This window comes from Lysobacter olei (genome assembly GCF_054777355.1).
In genome coordinates, this window is record NZ_BAAHAT010000025.1 from 1 (window position 1) to 938 (window position 938).

At 25.2% G+C, this 938-nt stretch carries 1 rRNA gene; it reads right to left on the reverse strand.

Going from position 1 to position 938, the window contains the following annotated elements:
- Positions 1 to 483: ribosomal RNA gene (locus ACYVBS_RS14620) — 16S ribosomal RNA — on the reverse strand; the annotation flags it as partial.
- Between the last annotated feature and the right edge of the window lie 455 nt (positions 484 to 938).

The window sequence follows — 938 nt, forward strand, 5'->3', positions numbered from 1 at the left end:
TACGTCTTACCGCGACTGCTGGCACGTAGTATTGGTCGAGACTAATAAATAGATAATTGTCATTATCTTTAATCTATTTAGAATTTTATACGTTTACACGTTAATTGTATTAATATTTTTAATACATTGCATTCTTCCAAGTTGCTGGTTCAACCGTTAGGTCATTGACCAATATCCCTCACTGCTGTACTTAAAGCGCATTAGGAGTTTCTCATTCCTAATGTGGTCGATCAACTTCTCAGTTACGACTACGGTTTTGTTAATTATTTATTATTTAATTATTACAAACCGAAATATTTATTAACATCTTAAAGCGAAATATTTTTCTTTGATTATAAGGGATTTAACCTTTCTTTAAGGTAGTCAAAATATTATATACTCACCTGTTTACCACTTCATTATTTTTATTTAATGACGTACGATTAGCATGTGTTAAGCACTTGGATAGCGTTCAGTCAGAGCCATCATCAAACTCAAAATTTTATTAGATTAGGATTTATATCCTAATAAAATATTTAACTTTTTTTTTTTGTTATTACTTATTATATATTAGTTTTTAATTTGAATAAGATATAATTAAGCCATATTCTGTATTTAACCCCTAAAAAAAAAAAGTGTTAATATTGTTATATTAATTATATTAGTTAGTATAGGAGTAGTGCTCGTTATATCAAATTAAAATTTGATATTTGTTTCTTCAAATAACCCAAAATTCTTAATATTATATTTATATACATTATAACTATGGACTTTCCTTTTTATATCATTATTTTTAATTTGAATTTAATTAATGTAATTAGAATTTAATTAATGTAATTCTAATGAATCTCTTATATATGAACAAGTTAAAACTATAAATACTTGACTTTGTATAAAGGCTATACCTAACTCTAAACCTGAAAAAGCAAATATGAAAGCTAATGGTATTAAACCTATTA